Below are 21026 nucleotides of genomic sequence, written 5' to 3'. Positions count from 1 at the left end.
TCTTCAAAGAAAATTTTAAACATTATTACAAGCTCTCGGAGGTATAGTTAAAATTGTTTTACTGGTGGGTTTCCTTGATATGTATTAATTAGGTACGCACCAAGGGATATGCCAAATTGATTACAAAACATTATTACGAGTTTGATGAAAAAATTAATTAGGAATAATGTCATCATGGCTACGCTACATATGTCAGTATATTTTATTCACGTAAGTTGGTTGCTTTTAATATCATGTAATATGGAAATATGTACTGTTTTACCAGTACAATATTATAAGTCTAAATATAAGCACAACAACAGCCGATTCCTACATTTTTTGCGATAAGGGTGAGAAAATTGATTAAAGGTAATTACCAAGAAGTAAAACCGATAACCATTGGAGGACTTACTGATGTTCCCGGGATCCTAGTGGGAAATGCGGAGGATAAAAGCGGTCGTACGGGATGTACGGTTATTCTCTGCCCGCACGGGGCAGTCCCCGGTGTAGACGTAAGTGGGGGCAGCCCTGGTACCCAGAACACAGATATCATCCGTCCGAGCGCCTCAGAATATCCTGTATATGGTGTCCTTCTGACAGGTGGCAGTTTTTTCGGGCTTCCAGCGTCGGGTGGGGTAATGCGTTGGATTGTTGAACATAAAATTGCCGACGTGCCACTAGTTCCAGCGGCGGTTATATTTGACCTCCTTTATGCTAAGGGTGTAAAGCCGCCCGATGCGGACATGGCCTATGCCGCCTGCCAAGCCGCAAATACAGGTCCAGTGGTTGAAGGAAATGTAGGTGCCGGAGCAGGAGCAACAATTGGGAAAATTTACGGGACTCCTATGAAAGGTGGACTTGGTACTGCCTCAATACAAATTCCCGGTGGTCCTGTGGTTGCAGCGCTGGCAGTGGTCAATGCCTTAGGAGACATATGGGATCAAGGACGTATAATTGTGGGGGCACTGAATTCGGAAAAAAAATTTATTAATCAGACTCGGGCGATGATGGAAGGAGTTCCATCCCAGCTTTATTACATGAATACTACAATTGCGGTAGTAGCCACTACGGAGCGGCTAACAAAGGCGGAGGCCAACCGGGTTGCAAGGCTCGCCGACGATGGAATGGCCCGTGCCATATCTCCCAATCATACGCAATGGGACGGTGATACGATTTTCTGCCTTTCACTGGGAACACACACAAGTAACATGTCTAGGGATGCAGTTGTCACACAAGTTGGTACTGCCGCTGCGTTGGCACTTGAGAAGGCCATAGTACGGGGTGCGCTGGCAGCACAACCGTTGGCGAATGTAGTAAAATAAATTAGTTAAAATAGTAGTATCTTACTCAAAAGCACGATTTAAACTTAACAGTTTAGTCGTGTTTTTATATTCCAAAATAAAGGGAAGGTGGAAGATACCCCCTCTTACTAGACAAAGGTCCTTACGTTCACTAGCTGGACTAATTCAGTATGGTAAGTCATACCGTAATATGTTGTATATTCGGAGCTGAGCTTGCTAGTGTTTGAGCTACCTCAAGAATACTTGCCCATTCATTGCAGAAAGCTTCATACCACACTTTCCCCATTATTACCTCATCTGCGGAGATTGCTTTTGATATTTTTAAAATAACATCATTAATTTCTTGTTTTAAGGTAGTAATAGTAATTTGTACTGTATCCAGTGAAGTAGCAATATACACACAATCATTTGCTGCTATTCCAACACTCATCAATATTAATTTTAGAGATGTGATTTGTTTTTGATCCTCGGCAAGTTGGTTCTGGTGTGTAGATATACTGTTTTTATACTTGTTTATCGTGTCTGTAAGCCCGGATATTTTTTCTTTTGCTTCTGCAATACTGCTCACACCTATGCCGGCAAGTATAAGCGACGCACCTCCTGTAATAGGAGCCAACATAATTCCAAAGATAGTTTCGCATATCCCCTTTGTTTCCTCAGCCTTAGCCTTGGAAATAGCTTCTCTATCTGCAATTATTTCCTGTTGCATGGAACTAATCTGTTGGTTAATAAGTTGTATTTCATCCTGTATTTTTACTTCTTGGGCTTGAATTTCTCCTATAATGGTGTTTAGATCTTCATGAACATTCTCCATTTTATCGTTCCATGCCCTAATCTGTGAAGAATAATTGCTAATGCTCGTTTCCAGAACATTTATAGCCGGGGTCAGGTTATTCATATTATTAACTATCTCATCTTTTAGGGCTGCGTCATACTTATAAGATAATTGCTTAAACAAACCTTCGATTTGTTCCCTTGAGCCTGTTATTGACTGCGAGCAACTAACAATCTGTGATAATATATCCTGATTAAAATAAAGATTTCCACTCAGACGCCACTCCCTAACAAGTTTCTGTGCTTCATTCAGCTTGGAACTAACCTTAATACACCAATCATTGGCATAATCCGATTGTTCAATATAGGTTTCTATGATTGCCTGACAAGATGAATTAAGAAGTAACATTGCATTTATTGAGGTTGTTAATTGATTACCTAGTTCTTCGCTCGAACCAATTTCTGTGATCGTGTTTCCCATAATATTCCAATATACTCCTTTAAATTGTTTTAAACAAATATATAAGTTGAGGCTTAACGGGTCGATCATAACAATCATCCATTAGCCTCAACTTATATCTAAGTTACTGAAATGCCATGCAATTATGCTGCTGAATTCATAGGTAAACTGTTGACTTCAACTGTAACCTTTGCACTAGCAAGTTCTTTAGCAAGTTCAACAGCATCATCCCACTCATTTTTAGCTGCATCGGTCATGACTTTTTCCATAATAATAGAAGACATTGCAGCACCATTGTTTAATTTGTCTATGACAGCCTGTAATTCATCACCAAACAATTTCCAAGTTGTTTTAAAATCAGACAGTGTGCTCGTTGACATTTGAATTGCACTAATTGTTGCTGTACTTGCCGAAGAAAGTCCCTGTAATGCGACAATTTGTTGATGATCATCACTCTTTTCTTTTTGCTCATCAGCAATTGCTGAATAATCATTATCAATCTTATTCTGGAGTACTCCCCAAGTAACAGCTCCACCGATAATAGCTGCCGCACCTAATACTGCAATGCCTCCTGATACAACAGCCGCAGTGCCGGCGGTAGCAACCGTCAAGGCAACACCTGCAACCAACATGAATATGCCAACAGCTACAGCTACTTCGGCATAAACCAACTGTTTATTTAATTCTTCAATAGCCGCTTCATTTGCTTGTATGCTCGTATTCATCTTTTTAATATCAGTTTCAAGATCGATTATTGTTTTTTGTATATTCGATGCTCCGCTTTGCAGGTTATCATGTGCAACCTGCATCTTATCTCCCCACTGTTTGAGTTTGTCCTCCATAGATTCTATGTTTTTATGCCTCGTATCCACTTCTGCAGCTAAAGCTTGCATGATCGTTTTTGCTTCTAAAACTGTAGGATCATCTGCTCCACTTGCGGTTGGATTTTTTGAATAAAGGTCATGGATCGTATCTACACACGCATTAAAAGTAGCCCCGTAATCAATAACTTGAGCAGGAATGGAAGCCGATACTTCCGGTGCAATATCATCAATCCATTCCTTGGCAACCACTTTTGCATCGTCCAATTTTGATTTCAGGTCATCAAACCAAGTCGGCTTATGTTCAGGCGGTGTAAACTGGGTGTTCAAAATTGCATGACACTGAGCAGTAATAAGGTTGATTGCCAAAAAAGATGATTGAGTTTTTTGCTGTCTGTCTGTTAAATTTGTTTCATTACTAACTGTCATAATAAGCATCTCCTTTTTATTTTGTTATTGTTTGATCTGCACTATTTATTGTTACAGCATCTCCTGTTTGCACAGGTTTTCTAATTCTATCCACAAAACCTACAATAGTTTCCCATGAAGCTTCTGATATACCGATAGTCTGTAAATCAAATAGTAGCTTAGGATCTGATCCACTATGTACCGCATCTATAGCATTTTTTACTTTAGTTAGCTCACCATTCCACATAAGTGAAAGCTTTGGCAACGATTTGCTTATCTTGAGGAAGGATTTTACCATATTATCTAATACTTGGATTACGGATTTAGTTATAGCTGCTGCTTGAGCAGTTTCTGATATGCTGTTTTGCAGATTAACTATTTCTCCCAATTGATTCTGTATTTCATCTGATGTATTTATGACATCGTAAAAGCTTTTTCCTAAAGTAAATATAACGCTCACAAAAGATAAATACGGCACAGCTGTCATATTACCCACTATAATACCGTAAGCCATAGTAGCCATACTCTGAATATAAGATTGACCAGATCTTATGTCACTTGCTGTCAGATTTACTCCAAGATTTTGAACTGATTCTTCGAGCTTACCTAGAGCCTCTGCAAACTTAACAATTTTTTGCTCCTCTGAAGCAAGTTCCTCCCAGCCCTCATTAATGCTTTCCTCTAAAAGAAACTGGTAGTTATTTATATCATCATAAGCTTCTGTAAATTGTGAATTTGCAGCATCTGTTTTTTGAATTGCAGCTGACAGTGAGTCACACAAAAGAGCTAAAAACTCCAACCATTGCTCTTTGGTGTTTATATCTTTGCTCCCATCCACAAAGGCTTTGAATAGCGTTTGGTAATTAATAAAAGGCTCAAGAATATTGCTAAGAATATCAGGTTTTTTTTGAATAAATTTATTCATTACGGCTCGCAATTTCAATGTTCTGTCACGTGCAGCTATAAGCCATTCCGGATCTTCAGACACGTGACCTATTACTAAACTATTGCAGCTTATGCCATAACTGGAAATTTCCAATATATCATTATATACCTCTACCAGCATATCTAAAGTATCATTAACATTAGGACTTAACATGTGCTATATTCTCTCCTTATGTCGAAATAAATCTATTTAATTTCGATGAAAGGATCAAACGTCATAACCTTTCCATCAATAACCAAATTCATTGAGTATTGCTTTTCACCCGTACTTCCTTGAGACTCTACTCTTCCTTCCCAGTAAATATCCCCTGAAATACCTTGAGATTGAGGAGTACATACTTTTTCATTAATCATCTGCCCAGTAAATCCTTGAATGCTAACCTCATTATCCTGTGATATTGCACTTACACGCCAGCATATAAATTGCCCGTCACTACATGCAGTCTTTAATTCAGCCTGTCCTTCATTTCCGGATCCCCAATACTTATTGGTATCAACCAAATACACATTATCCTGAAGATTATTACTGGCTAGAGCTGCCGCTGCATCTACTACTACCAAAACTTCAACCTTTTTCAAAATAAATTCCTCCTTTTTTATTAAAGTTCGTCTATTATTAGAATTTTTACTGTACATCCACGTATGAAGCTAAAGAAAAATTCTTTCCGTCCACATTCAAATTAACCGAATATGCAAAGCGCCCGCTGGCGCCTTTAGTCTCTACTCTGCCTTCCCAATATGTACACTCATCACTGCCGCTTTTCTGAGGTGTACATATGTTCTGATTAGTCAACTGTCCACTGAAATTCTCAATACTCACCAAACTGCTTTCTGATATAGCAACCACTCGCCAACAAATAAGCTGTTGATCCTCACATACGGTATGAAGATTACACGTTGATTCATTCCAAGAACCAAGCCATTTGTTTGTATCTACCATATAAACATTAGATTGAAGGCTGTTAGTCGATAGTGCTCCATTTGCATCAACAATAATTAGAATCTCAATTTTTTTCATAATACACCCTTTTACACATAGTACTAATTATTATATTTTTTAGCATATTGTACCATATATTGTATGAAGTGTATATAAAATGTAAAAATAACAGCTTAAAAGTTGTTTTCAGTCAAAATTTCTGATTTTCTCAAAATAGGCCTAATGGGAGCAACCATGTCGTAGCACATGGCTTTCCGATGTCCTTCCGTTCAGCACACAGCATTACTGTTATGCACCGGCAAGTGTGCTCCAGCTTCACTGGACACACCACATTCAAAGCCTTTAAGTAGTGAAGCTTTAACATATTATCCTCAAATTAGATAATCAGCACCGCTTAAATTTAAAATAATATAAATCATAACAACTGATAAAAATGGTTTGAAATAAGTGACAATAATGTAACAATATTTACAATATGCATAAATTATGTAATAATGAAAATGTCGACAAGAAGATTAAAAGTGCGCTTAAAATCAAGAAAGGAGGATAAAGTATGTTCGAATTAGAGAATGAAGAACAGATGTTGGAATCAGATAATTGTTTCTTGATTGATTCCATTTTCAAATGCATATTTTGCGACGGCGGCTCAGGAGACTGGGAACAATAAACGGTAAATAAAATAGCTACATACAAATGGCCTTCTGTTTAAATAGAAGGCCATTTATTAACATACTGGAGGGGATGGTAAAGGTGTATAAACCTCAAGACAAAATTAATTTTAAGGAATATATGGAGTTTTGCGAAAATAATAAAAATTACATATATACAATAGATGACGGAAAGGTATTCCACGTTGATGACAAAACCCTTCGATTATTACAACAGTCGGGCAGGAGTTATAATGAAATTTGTGAAAATATTTCTGATGTATTTTCCAGAGATGAATTAGACGGTATATTAGAAAAAATGAGTAAGTACAACTTTATAACATCAGGTGTTCTGCCTAAAGGTGAGCCATCTCCTAAACTTACAAATGATATAAGTACGCTTACACTTTTAGTCACACAAGCATGCAATCTGAGGTGTTCATATTGTTATGGAGAAGATGGTAGCTATAATGACAACGGTATAATGGATATTCAAACGGCAAAAAAAGCAGTTGATTTTTTACTTACCAAGACCCATCAGGATAAAGTATCAGTCTGCTTTTTTGGAGGAGAGCCATTGCTTAATTTCACATTAATTAAGGAGATTGTATCTTACTGTCGTGAAAAAGAGAGGGAGACCCAAAAGAGAATTGCATTTAGTATGACTACAAACGGAACAAAGATAAATGAAGAAATTTCAAAATATATTGTAGAAAATAGTATTAGATTACAAATAAGTATTGACGGCGATAGGGCAACTCATGATACAAATAGATACTATTCTGATAAGACGGGCTCTCACCATAACGTAATTAAAAATACCGAATACTTGCGAAATTTGGGACTGCTGGATGCAAGGGCAACCGTTACGGGAAAGAATATGGATCTGGTATCTACTTATAACTATCTAAAATCTATAGGGTTTAAAGGGGTTACATTATCACCGGCCTTCAATTTACTATCAGATGGGGAGTATGATCTGCTTGCTGATGCATATAGGGAATTATACCTGTACTTTGAAAAGTTCATCAAGAATAGGGAATTTGATAAGGTTTTGGAAAACAAATCATTCATGCAGGAAATTAACCAGATAAACAGTGCAATGAAAAGAAGAGTATCCTGTGGAGTTGGTAGAAATTTATATGCAGTAGATATACATGGTAATCTATTTCCTTGCCAGAGGTTTGTATCAAATAAGGATTTTAAGGTTGGGAGTATTTATGAAAACGATGATGGACAGGAAGAGTTTGTTAGCAAGATAAATATAGATAACTATGAAAAGTGTGCATCGTGCTGGGTCCGAAATTTATGTGTTTCAGGATGTTCGCACAATAATTTATCTTCAACAGGAGATGTTAATCTACCTTACGAGCCATTTTGCAAATTTACCAGAAAAGTAAAAAAAGAAGTCATTGGAATATATTTAAGGCTGACACCTGAGGAGAAAAAAATATTATTTAAAAGTAAAACTAAATAGGTATGGGGAATGTAAACAGACTCTGGAAGAGGAATATAATTATGGGCGAAAAAAATCAATTTTCACTATTTGAAGAAGATAAGCTTTTGTTTAGGCAGTATATATGTGAAAATAGTGTAGCTATTAGTGTTGATGATGAACGAGAGGATTTGAACCTGTTTGATGACATTTTAAAGAGTTGCAAAGTGTTCCTGGCAGGCGAGAATCACGGAGTTTCTATTAATGAGAAGATGAAAGTAAAATTGCTGAAATACTTTGTAAGAAATGCAAATGTAAAGTATTATCTAATAGAAACAGGTTACATAGATTCAATCATGCTTAACAGATATTTAAAAACAGGAGACGAAAATATTCTGGATTCCATTTATAAATCATATAGTGGATATTATATCGGCAGTCAGGAAGGCTACAAAGCATGGAAAGATATATATACTTTTAACCAAACTTTACCTGAGGATAAAAAAATTGAAGTTATAGGCATAGATAGTATTAGCGATTTCCATAAATCTGTAGAATATATATATTCAATTCTGCCACGAAATAAGGTTATACCTTTTGAGATACAATACGTAATTGAAGGATTGAAAAAAGTATATAATATCTTTTTGAATTCACAACAACTTGAATTTGACCAGTATACCTTTTGGATTACTTACATGCAAAGTATTAAGATACATAGGGATATATATAAAGAGTACTTAAAAGAAGATTATTTTGATTTTTACATGATAACCAAAAACTTGATTACAATAATTAAAAGAAAAATGAACATGGAAAAATCAAAGGAAATCCGGGAAAAAGCATTATATGATAATTTTATTGATATATATAATGAAAGACCATGCAGTAATTATTTTGGACAATTTGGCTGTGCACACGTATCTAACCCCTATAATATTGTTGAATCATTTGCCAGTAGGTTAAATAACAATGTGACATCACCTGTTAATAATAAAGTTCTGAGTATTAATTACCTTTATAATAATTGCAAAACTATGATTCCCCTCCACGATGGTTCAGGTAAATACAAAACTGGTAATATAAATCTTCATATTCTGTTAAAAGAATTATTTTCAGAGTTTTTTATAACTGAAGCAAATTTAGTAAGGTTGATTGGGAAGAATACTCCGTTTACAAATACATTAATGAACAAAAGTGAATTTCTTGAGGAGTTTACCACCGATAATATCCAATTCTGTATTCTTTTTAATGGTGCGAAGGAATGTACACCTTATGGTACAAAATAAAAGGCACCCTTTTGTTCCATAATTGATATTAATTCTAGCATCGATTATGTAGGTTTACATAAAATTTGAATTTGACTCTATAAATCTTTTAATCTTAACAAAAAAGGAACTCTATCACATTTTTGATTGATAGAGTTCCTTTTTTGGAACAGATAATACTTTTTTATAAAGAATTACAACATGCTATCAATCCAAATGCTGATGCAACATGAGATTCTGGATCAATATCCAACGCTTCACTTGCCTCAGGAGCTTCCTTAGATAATTTAGCTATATACTTGGCTAATACTGCTTCAATTTCTGGAGAAGCTTTAACTGTTAATATATCATTCATACTTATATCAGACACACTTATCACCTCCTTTCACCCTCACTTATCTCATTCTTGTAACAGCCCGATGGAACTCCAAAAAAATCTCCTGTATTATAATAAGACCTTAGCCGACATATTTTCAGAGTACAAGATCCTAAAAAACTACAATCCCGACATTTATGCAGTTGCTGCAATTCAATTCCCCCTCTAAAGAGAAGCCAGTTATCCTGCTGCCAAATCTCTTGAATGGATTGAGTTTTTGTAGAACCTATAGCATATTTATTATCATGAAACCCGTAAACACACGGAAAAATAATACCGTCTGACCTTATAGCCATTCTTGTAGTTCCGGCATTGCAAAAAACTTTGGAATTTCTTTCTACTTCGATATCCTTATATTCAGGTTTTGATGGGTCGAGATAATTTATATTTATTTCATTCCTATATGCTTCTTGAAGGGACTGGACCGTAGAAAGAATATTTTTAGTGTCTTGGGAGTTTAATAACAGATCTCTCTGGTGCTTTGCCCTTCCCACTGGATCAAGGAATAAAAAACTAATAGACACTGCCCCCAGCTCAATCGCCTTTTCAACAATTTCTTTCATCTGCTGCATATTCCTCTTATGTAGCGTTGTAGATATGTGGAATAGAGCTTTTGCCTCAGATAGCATTTTAATCCCCTTAATTACGTTATTGAAACTTCCACTTCCCCTAAGTAAGTCATGGGTTTCTTTATCTGCTCCATCTAATGAAACGGTGGTCGAGAAATTAGGATTGGAGAGGTATACTGCAATATCATTATTCATCAATGTACCATTGGTTAATAGCTCTATCCTCATTCTCTTGGAAGTCAAGTGCCGTAATAAGTCTTTCGCACCGGGGTACAGAAGGGGTTCTCCACCGGATATTATTATATGATAAGTATTTAGAAATTCCAGTTCATCAAATATTTTCAGCCATAAATCTGTATCAATTTCTCCCTGCAAGATCTGCCCGGCATTATATGCACAGTGAAGGCATGGTAGATTACAACGCCTAGTCAGATGAATCTCAGCCTCAAAAGGTGTCTGGGTAACCGGAACACTATGCTTTAATGGAATACCACAGTAACGAGCACTGTCTATACGAAGTTGATTCTCTGACTTTACTATAATATCACCTTCTATTAAGCTGTGAATCAAGTTAGCTGTTTCTTCATTTTTGAGGCTAAGTCCCTTACTCCGCAAGTAATCGCTTAAACACTCAATAGTCAGGCAATTACTCTCAAGAATTTTTAGTATTAAAAATGATATTTCGTTTATTTCATATTTGGTTCCTCTATCTATACTGTAAGCTGTATATGGGTGTCTAAGATTGCCATCATACCTCACAACCCAACGGTTGGATAAGGTATAGTACTCCCCCTGTGATGTCAAAGAGATACTGATAGTTTCCGGAGTTGCCATGATTATTTAAATTCCTTCCTCGTATACTTCTCAAGTATACAAATGTATGTATTTCCACATATAAACATCATATATTATTCCAGCTTACATTTTGTTTATTCAAACTAATACAGAGACAGCAGTAATGTTGTGATATTTATTACAGTAAACAAGAATTCTTGGAACCCATTCCAATTGATATATATATGTGTGTACAATATTTTACAACCATATGCATAAAGTACAATTATTTACAACGCAAGTGCAATTTTTTATAAAAAAGTTAAACACATCTAGTAAATATGCACAAATATTTGGCAAATTGTAGAAATATATTGTATATTTTTACATAGTAAAATATAATAAAAATACAATATTTTACTATGTTAGCACAAAATTTTACAAGGTTGTTAATGATGGGAAACATAATACATTCGAAACAATGCAGATATTTTTTATTAGAGTGTCTGCTTTGTTAATAAATAATTTAAAGGAGAGGTAAAAAAATGTTAAACAAAGCAAAAGGCAAGTTCAAAAAACTCGCAATAGCTGCAGTGATGATAGCATCACTATTAATCCCAACTACAGCTTTTGCAGGACAAACCATCACCTCAAATTCAACTGGCTATGATGGTGACTTCTACTATTCATTTTGGACAGATGGTGGTGGTTATGCTTCCATGACTATAAACGGTAATGGTAGCTACAGTACTAGTTGGAGCAATTGCGGTAATTTTACTGCAGGTAAAGGCTGGAGAACAGGAGCAGAAAGAGTAATTAACTTTTCAGGTACTTTTAATGGCGGCAACAATGGATATTTAGCCGTTTACGGATGGACAAAGAATCCTCTTGTAGAATATTACATAGTTGAAAACTATGGTTCTTGGACTCCTCCAGGAGGACAATCTGTTGGAACTATTAATTCTGACGGAGGCACATATAACTTATATCGTACACAAAGAGTTAACCAACCTTCAATTATTGGTACTGCAACTTTCTATCAATACTGGAGTGTACGTACTTCAAAGAGATCTAGCGGAAGCGTAACTACCGCAAACCATTTTAATGCTTGGAAGAGCAAAGGATGGACAATGGGTAGTCACGATTACCAGATAGTTGAAACTGAAGGCTACCAGAGCAGCGGAAGCTCCAACATAACAGTAAGTGAAGGCAGCAGCACAGGCGGCGGAGATAATGGTGGAAATACAGGCGGCGGAGATAATGGCGGAAGTACTGGCAGTATTAATCTCAATTCATGGCAGTGCAACAACCGCAGCAGCAGCCTGAACTCATGGACAGGTGCCGTAGGTGGCTGGAAAGTAGGCGATTGGATACAATTCAACAACGTTGATCTTTCAGGTAAGACTTACTTAAACTTCAATCTTGCATCTGCACAAAGCGGTAGCTACAAAGTAGTTATTGACAATTACTACGGAACACAAATTGGTACACTGAATTTCACCTCAACAGGCGGTTGGGATACTTATACAAATCAAAGTTGTAATCTAAGCAGTGTAAGCGGAAGTCACACTCTGTATATCATATGTACTAGCGGTACAGCTAACGTTGGTACTTTGACACTTGGAGGTTAAGGCTATCATTTAGAATCTGAAAAGGCCTTGGTTTCATGCAATATTAAAAACTGAGATAGTCTCAAAAGTCGCCTGATTTTAAGGCGGCTTTTGTATTGACTATGTTTGTTTTAGCTTCGAGATCCTAGTTTGCAGTTCAGTGAAACCGGAGTTTAATATTCGATAGTCACAGCTTCGCACTTGTTGTAATTAAAAATATATGGCGAATTTCTTGCAAAAATAATCCGAGATAAAAAATCCATAGATATTCATAAAATACAATATTTTACAACACAAGTGCAAAATATTACAAAAAAGATTAATGCATCTAGTGAATATGTACAAATTTAGGAGAAATTATTGAAATATATTGTATATTTTAACAAAGTAAAATATAATAAAAATGCAATATTTTACTAGATTAGTACAAAATTTTACAAGCTTGTTAATGGTGGGAAACATAATATATTCGAAACAATGCAGATATTTTTATAGAGTGTCTGCTTTTGTTAATAAATAATTTAAAGGAGAGGTAAAAATGTTAAACAAAGCAAAAGGCAAGTTCAAAAAACTCGCAATAGCTGCAGTGATGATAGCATCACTATTAATCCCAACTACAGCTTTTGCAGGACAAACCATCACCTCAAATTCAACTGGCTATGATGGTGACTTCTACTATTCATTTTGGACAGATGGTGGTGGTTATGCTTCCATGACTTTAAACGGTAATGGCAGCTACAGTACTAGTTGGAGCAATTGCGGTAATTTTACTGCAGGTAAAGGCTGGAGAACAGGAACAGAAAGAGTAATTAACTTTTCAGGTACTTTTAATGGCGGCAACAATGGATATTTAGCCGTTTACGGATGGACAAAAGATCCTCTTGTAGAATATTACATAGTTGAAAACTACGGTTCTTGGACTCCTCCAGGAGGAACATCTGTTGGAACTATTAATTCTGATGGAGGCACATATAACTTATATCGTACACAAAGAGTTAACCAACCTTCAATTATTGGTACTGCAACTTTCTATCAATACTGGAGTGTACGTACTTCAAAGAGATCTAGCGGAAGCGTAACTACTGCAAACCACTTTAATGCTTGGAAGAGCAAAGGATGGACAATGGGTAGTCACGATTACCAAATAGTTGAAACTGAAGGCTACCAGAGCAGTGGAAGCTCCAACATAACAGTAAGCGAAGGCAGCAGCACAGGTGGAAATACTGGTGGAAACACTGGTGGAAGTACTAGCGGTATTAATCTCAATTCATGGCAGTGCAACAATCGCAGCAGCAGCCTGAACTCATGGACAGGTGCCGTAGGTGGTTGGAAAGTAGGCGATTGGATAGAATTCGATAATGTTAATCTTTCAGGTGCAACATTATTAAACTTCAATCTTGCATCTGCACAAAGCGGTAGCTACAAAGTAGTTATAGACAGTTACAATGGAACACAAATTGGTACACTAAATTTCTCCTCAACAGGCGGTTGGGATACTTATACAAACCAAAGTTGTAACCTAAGCAGTGTAAGCGGAAATCACAATCTATATATCATATGTACTAGTGGTACAGCTAACGTTGGTACTTTGACAGTTGGAGGTTCAGGCTCAACAGGCGGAAATACAGGTGGAAATACAGGTGGAACTAACGGTAATGTTTATCTTTGCTTTGATGATGGCCCAAATAACAGCAACTCAGCTACTCTTATAAATGCATTAAAAAGTGCAGGAGCCAGCAAAGCAACCTTATTTGTATGGGGTAACAGAATAAGCAGTAATTCAACTGGCTGGAGTGCTTATACAAATTCAGGATTCAGTCTGCAAAATCATAGCTGGACTCACTCTCATATGACCAGCTGGAGCTACCAACAGGTTTATAATGACTTACAGCAATGTAATCAAGCTATTGTGAGCGCTGGAAAACCTGCTCCTACAAAGATCAGATTGCCTTATCTTGAGAGCAACTCCACTATTCAACAGGCTTGTTCAGCACTGGGTTTGACAGTAGTATCACCTAACGTTGACACTCAGGACTGGAACGGAGCAAGCACACAATCTATCGTGAACGCATGCAACAACCTGAATGCTAATGGTAATGCATTGATGCATGATGGATACTCAACAACTAACGCAGCTATTCCTACTATCATTCAGAATCTGAAAAACCGCGGCCTTGGTTTCGCACAATATTAAAAACCGGTATAGTCTCAAAAGTCGCCTGTTTTTACGGGCGGCTTTTGTATTGACTAAGTCTATTTTGTTTAAGCAATGATTTTTGTAGCAGTCCGTTTCTTTAACAAAAAAACTTGTGTCTAATAACAACTTTTGGCATTATTAGAAGGTAATGAATTTGATATACGCACGAATAGGTACAAAATAGTTGATTATAAATAAGGAGGAGAAGAAAAACATGAAGAAGATTAACCGAACCTTACTTAAGTCTTTTCTAGTACTCGTGGCTCTGTTATTGATTGTGTCTATAATATTATTTATTCCCCAAAAGGCATCATCTGAACCATGGGTACAAACCAACGGACCATACGGTGGTTACATCCATTGTTTTGCAATCGAGGGTAAGGATATATTTGTCGGGACCGAAGGAAATGGTGTTTTTCACTCAACCGATAGTGGCACAAGCTGGAACGATGTCAATTCTGGATTAACAAGTAAAAATGTATATTCATTGGCTATTAGCGGTACAAATATCATTGCAGGAACCAACGGCGGTGTTTATATCTCAAACAACAACGGCGTAAGCTGGAATTTGGACGATTCAGACTTGAAAAATACTATTGTTCTTTCTCTTGCTACCAGTGGTACAAATATTTTTGCAGGAACCAGCAGCGGAGTTTTTCTTTCCACAGACAATGGCTCAAATTGGAAGGCAATCAATTCTGGTTTGACATTCCTTAGTGTTAATTCATTGGCTATAAGTGGCACGAATATCTTTGCCGGAACTGAGGATGGTGGTATATTTCTTTCCACCAACAACGGTGAAAGCTGGAGTCCGGTTAATTCAGGTCTGACAACCAAACAAATCAATTCCATCACTGTGAGTGGAACAACAATTTTTGCCGGAACTTATGGCGGAGGTGTTTTTGCTTCCACCAATAATGGCACAAGCTGGAATGCGGTTAACTCCGGTTTGACAAATAACCATATTTACTCTCTTGTCTGCAGTGGTACGAATATCTTTGCCGGTACCGATGAAGGTATTTTTCTTTCTAATAATAACGGCATAAGCTGGAATGCAGTGACCTCTGGCTTGACAAACAAATATGTATTCTCTCTTGCCGCCGATGATAAGAATATCTTCGCCGGAACAAATGGTGGAGGAGTATTTCTTTCCACTGATAATGGTACAAGCTGGAGAGGAGTTAATTCTGGTCTGACAAATACCCATGTCGGTTCTATCATCAAGAGTGGTACGTCCATTTTTGCCGGAACTAATGGTGCAGGTGTATTTTTCTCCTATAACGATGGCAAAAGTTGGAGCGAAATCAATTCAGGTTTGACTAACCCTTATGTTTTCTCTCTTGCCGTCAGTGGTACGAATATCTTTGCCGGAACTAACGGAGGGGGCGTTTTTCTCTCAACAAACAATGGTACAAGCTGGAGAGAAGTCAATTCTGGTTTGACAAACAAATATGTCTACTCTCTTGCCGTAAGTGGTACGAATATCTTTGCCGGAACTTTGGGTGGTGGTGTTTTTCTTTCTACCGACAACGGTACAAGCTGGAGTCCGGTTAATTCTGGTCTTCCAAACCCTAATGTTGGTTCTCTTGCCGTAAGCGGTAAAAATATCTTTGTTGGAACTTTTGGTAACGGTGTTTTTCTTTCCAATGACAACGGAGCAAGCTGGAAAGAGGTCAATTCGGGTTTGACAAACACTCAAATATTTTCTCTTGCTACGAGCGGCACAAATATCTACGCCGGAACTCCTGAAGATGGTGTTTTTCTTTCTACCGACAACGGTACAAGCTGGCACTCTGTTAATTCAGGTCTGACAAACCCCAAAATTGATACCCTGGCAGCAAGCGATAAAACAGTCTTTGCCGGAACTTATGGTGGTGAGGTTTTTGTTTCCACTAACAATGGAATGAAATGGAAAACGGAGAATTCAGGATTAGAAAGTATTGATGTATATTCTTTTTGTATAAGTGGTTCTAATATCTTTGCCGGAACTAATGGCAGAGGTATTTGGGTAAGATAGGGTAACGGTTTCGGTTCTGGTAAAAATACAACAAAATCTATATACATATACAGAAAACTAGTCTTTTAGCTATTACACCCAATATATTGTTTTTCCAAAACGTCATAAAGTTAGTCAAGTATTTTATCCCCTGTTTAGCAGCGATTTGGGCAATACCACCGCAGCGGTGATACCAGATTGCTGACGGACATCATACATTCCTTTGAAAATAACTCACAGATTAGTAGGGAGAGGGACGTTATTACATAGTAAAAATGGATACTTTTATATTTCAGTAAGGATAAAATTACAATTATAGATAGGTGTTAAGCTAAAAACTGCTTAATGCCTTTTTTATTAATTCTATCGGTATTGGAAAATACAATCTTAATTCCGGATAAAAAAAGTGCGACCGAAGCCGCTTTCTAACAGTAAAATTATGTTCATTCTATTTCTTCTTTTATTTGGGGAATTGATAATCCATTCTCCTTTAGTTTTTTTATCAAAAGGATTCTCTCCAAAGTTTCGGCTCTTTTATATCGTCTTGTCAGGTTCTCCTCAGCCTGTTCAAAATGAAGCATATCTTCCTCTGTGTAAAATTTCAGTGTACTGTACCGAACACCAGTTAAACGAACCAATTCCCCAATTGTAACATATTCGGCATTTTCTATCACTTCCATGGGTCTTTGCCTTGACAATCAACTCACCCCACTTTAGACTATGGATGTGATTATTATTGCAATCCATGTATCAATATAATCCACCATCTGCTTGATTAATGCTCCAGCTTCGCTCTGTTTGATTTCTTTTAAACGGTCATTTAGCTTTTGCATCTCGTATTTTGAAAAATACTTTTTTATTAACCCACTTTTATTTAGCAACGCTCCTAAGACTATTGCTTCATCAGAAACATTGCCTTCTTCTAAAAATTCCGCCCGCAGTTTTTCCACAACTTTTGTTACTTCACTTTCATTTGGTAAAAAGCGAACTTTATTTTTGAATAATCCTTGATTACTTTCTTCAACGACATACCCATCCGCAACAATGGAGTAGCCAACTGATTGGAACAGTTCATTTGGCAGCGTAAAATCAAAAGCGTATTTCTCAGCGATTGTTTCGACTTTCATAGGTTTGTTGTTTTTGATTAATTCGTATATAGGTGTCAAATACATTTTGTCAGATGATAAATCCTTATTGACAAACATTTTCTTTTTATCGTCGATGGAGATATAACCGTCCATCAGTAATTCCAGAAGACCACCAGCCAGAAGACAAGTTGAACTTTCGGTTGAGTTCGTTAATGTAGTACTGCCTTGTGGTTTCAGAGCACATAGAAAAAACTCTTGGGTAAAGGATAAATTTTTCATTGCGTTTTCTCCTCGTATAATATTTTTTTGAGGTTTGATTAATTAATTTCCAGTTTAAAACCCCTAACGGATATATCGTTTATCCATAAATCAACTGGAATTTTTTCTTTGGTCCTTGACATCTAAATGTACATAGCTATTGAACTTTGTCAATGCTCACAACTTATTACTTATTACTTACTACTTACTACTTATAATTTAAGTATAGCATTTATTAATCTTTTGTCAATATCGTCATAGTTGAGAATGCCTACTTTTCGTCTGTAGTGTATACTGTAATAAGCCTTACCTTGTCCTGCTTTACATATCATAGTATAATGTGGTAGAGATAGTGAAAGTAGCAATGTAAAAGAGTATGAACTAGTCCTTTCAACATATACTTTCTAAATCTGGTACGCCAGATTTTAATTTTTTGTTGTGCAAAAACATTTTAATGAAAATCTGATAGAGGAGTTCATATGGACCAAGAGATAAGCACGTTAATACAAAATCTCAATAGAAATAATATAGCAGGCACCTTTGTAAATAATCGTGAAGAATTGCTGGTTCTTTTAAAAAAATTAATTCCTGTTGGTTCCACTATTGGATGCGGAGATTCGGTCACTTTAGAAGAAACCGGCATATTTCAATGGTTAAGAAACAGCGATTATCGTTTCTATGATAAATTCGTCCCCGGACTTTCAAAAGAGCAAAAAAGAAAAATTTATTTGGACAACTTTTCGGCAGACTTTTTTATATCAGGTGCAAATGCAGTCACAATGAATGGAGAAATATTCAATATTGATGGAAACGGTAGTCGGGTAGCGCCTATGCTTTATGGCCCGAATCAGGTTATTATTGTAATTGGAATCAATAAGATCACAAGTGATGTAGATTCTGCAATAAAAAGAACTCGCCAGATAGCGGCTCCGATGGATGCAAAGCGGTTAAGAAAAAATACTCCATGTACTTCCTTGATGCGCTGCATTGATTGTAAACATAAAGAACGGATTTGCAATGATTTCGTTTTAATTACCGGACAATTTATAAAGGATAGGATTAGAGTTATTATTGTTAATGAAAAATTGGGATATTAACCCCCATGGAAAAAGCACCAGATGGTCCTCAATAAATTCTGTGATTTGTTGTCCCAATAAATTCAGTTTATACCTACACGTGGATAAGTATATAATAAACAAGTAGAGGATTTTAACATTAATATCAGGAGGAACTGCAATGTCAAATAATAAAATCTATTCAATGAGCGTAGCAAGTGTATATCCCCTCTATATAGCAAAGGCGGAGAAAAAAGGACGTACTAAATCAGAAGTTGATGAAATTATTCGATGGTTGACGGGATATACTCAGGCTGAGTTTGAGGAACAACTAAATAAACAAACAGGTTTTGAGACATTCTTTAAAGATGCTCCCCTCCTAAACCCTTCACGAACTCTAATAAAAGGAGTTGTTTGTGGTGTTAGGGTAGAAGATATAAAGGAGCCGACGATGCAGGAAATTCGATATTTGGATAAGCTGATTGATGAATTGGCAAAGGGAAAATCTATGGATAAAATACTTCGTAAGAGTATAAAATAATTTAAGTTCTTATGTGATATGGAACTATGAGTGTTAAATGTATAAACCATTTAGCACTCATAGTTCCATTTTTCTACTCTCTTCTTAATAGTTAATATATAAATATGGAAGTAACAATAAATTCACTCATGGGAAAAATCCCTGGGCTATACAAAATCAAGGTATGCTTTATTTGATAGTGAAATTGAGATATGGAGTAAATTTTTGCAATATTTAAACACCTAGTTATAAAAAACAATTTTGAACAAAATTTGGGAGTTTATGTTCAGTTTGCAGGAAAATAGTGGCTTGAGATAGAAAACATATATATTGTTGAATTATAACGAATTTATATTTATTTGATTAGAAAGTAGGGAAAAGTGATAATGAAGGTACTAGCGAGAGATGGAGGAACTCCATTTAAACAAAAGCCATTTCCAAACTGGCCCATTTACGATGAACGTGAAATAAACCTTGTTACTGATGTAGTAAAAAGCCAAAACTGGTGGAGGGTATCAGGAAGTAAGGTTAAGGAATTTGAAAAGAAATTTGCTGAATTTCAAGGCTGTTCTTATTGTCTTGGAGTTATCAATGGTACAAGTGCAATTGAGCTGGCACTTTCAGTATTCGGAATTGGTGAAGGTGATGAAGTTATTGTACCCGGAATGACGTTTATTTCAACTGGTCTGGCAGTTACTAACTGTAACGCAACTCCTGTATTGGCTGATATAGACCCGGATACATTATGCATGCTTCCTGAAAAGTTTGAACAGGCAATTACACCTAGAACAAAAGCAGTAATTCCGGTACACATGGCAGGACATGGGTGTCGTATGGAGCAGATTTGTGAAATAGCAAAGAAAAACGGCATCATAGTAATTGAAGATGCTGCCCATGGCCATGGAGGGGAATGGAAAAATAAGAGACTCGGTTCCTTTGGCGATATTGGAATATTCAGCTTTCAAAACGGAAAATTGATGACCTGTGGTGAAGGCGGAGCAATGGTTACAAATAATAAAGATATTTATGAAAAGGCGTACGTAATTCAGGATGTTGGAAGGCCAAAAAATGACGTAATTTATGAACATGTAATACGTGGTGCAAATTATAGAATGAATGAATTCCAGGCGGCACTCCTTTTGGCGCAGATGGAGCGTGTTAACGGTTTGAATCGGCTGCGTGAAAAGCATGCAACAGAGCTGGACAAACTATTTGCAGATGTAAAAGGCATTAAGCCACAGGGGAGAGAGGCAGATGCTACAATATTTACCCATTATATGTACATGTTTTACTATGACAAATCATTTTTTTCAGGATTGCCCAGAGAAGAGTTTGTTGAATATCTGAAGGCTGAAGGGATCCCGGCATGTGTTTGTTTTCCTGTTTTATCAAACACGAAGTTTTTTGCTGAAAATGATTTTAATGGAAGAAATGTTAATTATGACAAAAAGAAAGAACATGACTTAACTAATGCAAATAAGGCCGGAGAAAACATGGTATGGCTTCATCACCGTACATTGGAGGGAGATGAAGAGGACCTAAAGGAAATTGTAGGCGCAGTGAAGAAAATACAAAATGAATTTAATAAATAATGTAAGTTAACTT

Annotated in this window: 18 protein-coding genes; 9 read left to right on the top strand and 9 right to left on the bottom strand. The window is 36.5% G+C overall.

Annotated features, from left to right (window positions below; genetic code table 11):
- Positions 1 to 329 precede the first annotated feature (329 nt).
- Complete coding sequence (locus tag CLO1100_RS16090) at positions 330 to 1301, top strand: P1 family peptidase (RefSeq protein WP_278244369.1); 972 nt, start codon at positions 330 to 332, stop codon at positions 1299 to 1301.
- Between the two features lie 157 nt (positions 1302 to 1458).
- On the opposite strand, the gene CLO1100_RS16085 is transcribed toward CLO1100_RS16090, so the two are convergent.
- The 5 genes from CLO1100_RS16085 to CLO1100_RS16065 form a co-directional block, all read right to left on the bottom strand.
- Complete coding sequence (locus CLO1100_RS16085) at positions 1459 to 2535, bottom strand: hypothetical protein (protein WP_041700480.1); 1077 nt, start codon at positions 2533 to 2535, stop codon at positions 1459 to 1461.
- Positions 2536 to 2657: 122 nt separating this feature from the next.
- Positions 2658 to 3764, bottom strand: a complete 1107-nt coding sequence (locus CLO1100_RS16080; RefSeq protein WP_014314829.1) for an HBL/NHE enterotoxin family protein — start codon at positions 3762 to 3764, stop codon at positions 2658 to 2660.
- Positions 3765 to 3780: 16 nt separating this feature from the next.
- A complete protein-coding gene (locus CLO1100_RS16075; protein WP_014314828.1) occupies positions 3781 to 4842 on the bottom strand; it encodes a hypothetical protein in 1062 nt (353 codons plus the stop codon).
- A gap of 32 nt (positions 4843 to 4874) precedes the next feature.
- The gene (locus CLO1100_RS16070; protein ID WP_014314827.1) at positions 4875 to 5267 is read right to left on the bottom strand and encodes a hypothetical protein; all 393 of its coding nucleotides are present in this window, start codon (positions 5265 to 5267) and stop codon (positions 4875 to 4877) included.
- Positions 5268 to 5313: 46 nt separating this feature from the next.
- Positions 5314 to 5706 carry a hypothetical protein gene (locus tag CLO1100_RS16065; protein ID WP_014314826.1) on the bottom strand — a complete coding sequence of 131 codons (393 nt, stop codon included), beginning with the start codon at positions 5704 to 5706 and terminating at the stop codon, positions 5314 to 5316.
- Positions 5707 to 6378: 672 nt separating this feature from the next.
- Here CLO1100_RS16065 and CLO1100_RS16060 point away from each other — a divergent pair.
- Positions 6379 to 7752: a radical SAM protein gene (locus CLO1100_RS16060; RefSeq protein WP_014314824.1), complete on the top strand. Its 1374-nt coding sequence runs from the start codon at positions 6379 to 6381 to the stop codon at positions 7750 to 7752.
- A 41-nt stretch (positions 7753 to 7793) separates the two neighbouring features.
- Positions 7794 to 8999: a hypothetical protein gene (locus tag CLO1100_RS16055; RefSeq protein WP_014314823.1), complete on the top strand. Its 1206-nt coding sequence runs from the start codon at positions 7794 to 7796 to the stop codon at positions 8997 to 8999.
- Between the two features lie 163 nt (positions 9000 to 9162).
- On the opposite strand, the gene CLO1100_RS16050 is transcribed toward CLO1100_RS16055, so the two are convergent.
- Together CLO1100_RS16050 and CLO1100_RS16045 are read right to left on the bottom strand one after the other, a co-directional pair.
- Positions 9163 to 9348, bottom strand: a complete 186-nt coding sequence (locus CLO1100_RS16050; protein ID WP_014314822.1) for a hypothetical protein — start codon at positions 9346 to 9348, stop codon at positions 9163 to 9165.
- A 5-nt stretch (positions 9349 to 9353) separates the two neighbouring features.
- Positions 9354 to 10757 carry a radical SAM protein gene (locus CLO1100_RS16045; protein WP_014314821.1) on the bottom strand — a complete coding sequence of 468 codons (1404 nt, stop codon included), beginning with the start codon at positions 10755 to 10757 and terminating at the stop codon, positions 9354 to 9356.
- Between the two features lie 485 nt (positions 10758 to 11242).
- On the opposite strand from CLO1100_RS16045, the gene CLO1100_RS16040 reads away from it, so the two are divergent.
- The 3 genes from CLO1100_RS16040 to CLO1100_RS16030 all read left to right on the top strand — a co-directional run bounded on the left by CLO1100_RS16040 (position 11243) and on the right by CLO1100_RS16030 (position 16521).
- The gene (locus CLO1100_RS16040; protein WP_014314820.1) at positions 11243 to 12328 is read left to right on the top strand and encodes a glycoside hydrolase family 11 protein; all 1086 of its coding nucleotides are present in this window, start codon (positions 11243 to 11245) and stop codon (positions 12326 to 12328) included.
- Between the two features lie 517 nt (positions 12329 to 12845).
- Complete coding sequence (locus CLO1100_RS16035) at positions 12846 to 14501, top strand: glycoside hydrolase family 11 protein (RefSeq protein ID WP_014314819.1); 1656 nt, start codon at positions 12846 to 12848, stop codon at positions 14499 to 14501.
- A 217-nt stretch (positions 14502 to 14718) separates the two neighbouring features.
- Positions 14719 to 16521 (top strand): hypothetical protein, encoded by a 1803-nt coding sequence (locus CLO1100_RS16030; RefSeq protein WP_014314818.1) that lies wholly within the window; start codon positions 14719 to 14721, stop codon positions 16519 to 16521.
- Between the two features lie 422 nt (positions 16522 to 16943).
- Here the strand turns inward: CLO1100_RS16030 and CLO1100_RS16025 are convergent, their stop codons facing one another.
- Together CLO1100_RS16025 and CLO1100_RS16020 are read right to left on the bottom strand one after the other, a co-directional pair.
- Entirely contained in the window at positions 16944 to 17198 is a 255-nt protein-coding gene (locus CLO1100_RS16025; RefSeq protein WP_187288893.1) for a helix-turn-helix domain-containing protein, read from the bottom strand.
- A gap of 15 nt (positions 17199 to 17213) precedes the next feature.
- Positions 17214 to 17867, bottom strand: coding sequence for a GPP34 family phosphoprotein (locus CLO1100_RS16020; protein ID WP_014314816.1), 654 nt, complete (start codon positions 17865 to 17867; stop codon positions 17214 to 17216).
- Between the two features lie 458 nt (positions 17868 to 18325).
- On the opposite strand from CLO1100_RS16020, the gene CLO1100_RS16015 reads away from it, so the two are divergent.
- The 3 genes from CLO1100_RS16015 to CLO1100_RS16005 all read left to right on the top strand — a co-directional run bounded on the left by CLO1100_RS16015 (position 18326) and on the right by CLO1100_RS16005 (position 21013).
- Entirely contained in the window at positions 18326 to 18943 is a 618-nt protein-coding gene (locus CLO1100_RS16015; RefSeq protein WP_014314815.1) for a lactate utilization protein, read from the top strand.
- A gap of 139 nt (positions 18944 to 19082) precedes the next feature.
- Positions 19083 to 19442, top strand: a complete 360-nt coding sequence (locus tag CLO1100_RS16010; RefSeq protein ID WP_014314814.1) for a DUF2200 domain-containing protein — start codon at positions 19083 to 19085, stop codon at positions 19440 to 19442.
- A 365-nt stretch (positions 19443 to 19807) separates the two neighbouring features.
- Positions 19808 to 21013 carry a DegT/DnrJ/EryC1/StrS family aminotransferase gene (locus CLO1100_RS16005; RefSeq protein ID WP_014314813.1) on the top strand — a complete coding sequence of 402 codons (1206 nt, stop codon included), beginning with the start codon at positions 19808 to 19810 and terminating at the stop codon, positions 21011 to 21013.
- The last annotated feature ends 13 nt before the right edge of the window (positions 21014 to 21026 follow it).

It is taken from the genome of Clostridium sp. BNL1100 (assembly GCF_000244875.1).
In the GTDB taxonomy this organism is placed as follows: Bacteria; Bacillota; Clostridia; order Acetivibrionales; family DSM-1351; genus Ruminiclostridium.
The sequence above is the reverse complement of the archived record's forward strand: the minus strand, read 5'-3'. Positions and strand labels throughout refer to the sequence as shown.

What these genes read in the sequence shown, in the direction of transcription:
- CLO1100_RS16055 (WP_014314823.1), top strand. Translation starts at nt 7,794, where the DNA reads ATGGGCGAAAAAAATCAATTTTCACTATTTGAAGAAGATAAGCTTTTG.
- CLO1100_RS16040 (WP_014314820.1), top strand. Translation starts at nt 11,243, where the DNA reads ATGTTAAACAAAGCAAAAGGCAAGTTCAAAAAACTCGCAATAGCTGCA.
- CLO1100_RS16020 (WP_014314816.1), bottom strand. Translation starts at nt 17,867, where the DNA reads ATGAAAAATTTATCCTTTACCCAAGAGTTTTTTCTATGTGCTCTGAAA.
- CLO1100_RS16005 (WP_014314813.1), top strand. Translation starts at nt 19,808, where the DNA reads ATGAAGGTACTAGCGAGAGATGGAGGAACTCCATTTAAACAAAAGCCA.
- CLO1100_RS16045 (WP_014314821.1), bottom strand. Translation starts at nt 10,757, where the DNA reads ATGGCAACTCCGGAAACTATCAGTATCTCTTTGACATCACAGGGGGAG.
- CLO1100_RS16030 (WP_014314818.1), top strand. Translation starts at nt 14,719, where the DNA reads ATGAAGAAGATTAACCGAACCTTACTTAAGTCTTTTCTAGTACTCGTG.
- CLO1100_RS16010 (WP_014314814.1), top strand. Translation starts at nt 19,083, where the DNA reads ATGTCAAATAATAAAATCTATTCAATGAGCGTAGCAAGTGTATATCCC.
- CLO1100_RS16075 (WP_014314828.1), bottom strand. Translation starts at nt 4,842, where the DNA reads ATGTTAAGTCCTAATGTTAATGATACTTTAGATATGCTGGTAGAGGTA.
- CLO1100_RS16015 (WP_014314815.1), top strand. Translation starts at nt 18,326, where the DNA reads ATGGACCAAGAGATAAGCACGTTAATACAAAATCTCAATAGAAATAAT.
- CLO1100_RS16080 (WP_014314829.1), bottom strand. Translation starts at nt 3,764, where the DNA reads ATGACAGTTAGTAATGAAACAAATTTAACAGACAGACAGCAAAAAACT.
- CLO1100_RS16035 (WP_014314819.1), top strand. Translation starts at nt 12,846, where the DNA reads ATGTTAAACAAAGCAAAAGGCAAGTTCAAAAAACTCGCAATAGCTGCA.
- CLO1100_RS16085 (WP_041700480.1), bottom strand. Translation starts at nt 2,535, where the DNA reads ATGGGAAACACGATCACAGAAATTGGTTCGAGCGAAGAACTAGGTAAT.
- CLO1100_RS16065 (WP_014314826.1), bottom strand. Translation starts at nt 5,706, where the DNA reads ATGAAAAAAATTGAGATTCTAATTATTGTTGATGCAAATGGAGCACTA.